Genomic DNA, 229 nt, shown 5'->3' with positions numbered 1-229 from the left:
CCAAAAGGAAGTAAAGATGTTTATAAAACAGAATTAAAAGAATCAAGTAAGGGACAAGAAGCACCTATTAAAAAGGGAGCTGCGCTTGGTCAAATGGTAATTACGCCAAAAGATACAAACGACCCTGGATTTTTAACTGGTAAGTCGTTGCAAGTGGATCTTGTAACAACATCTGAAGTAGAAGAAGCAAACTGGTTTACTCGTGCTATGCGCGGAATTGGTTCATTCT

1 pseudogene is annotated in these 229 nt (G+C 38.4%); it reads left to right on the top strand.

The annotated features are described in order from the left end of the window. Positions 1 to 229: pseudogene (locus MR167_RS32435) on the top strand (D-alanyl-D-alanine carboxypeptidase); the annotation flags it as partial.

Source organism: Bacillus cereus group sp. BfR-BA-01355, assembly GCF_022663675.1.
GTDB lineage: Bacteria > Bacillota > Bacilli > Bacillales > Bacillaceae_G > Bacillus_A > Bacillus_A thuringiensis_S.
The sequence above is the reverse complement of the archived record's forward strand: the minus strand, read 5'-3'. Positions and strand labels throughout refer to the sequence as shown.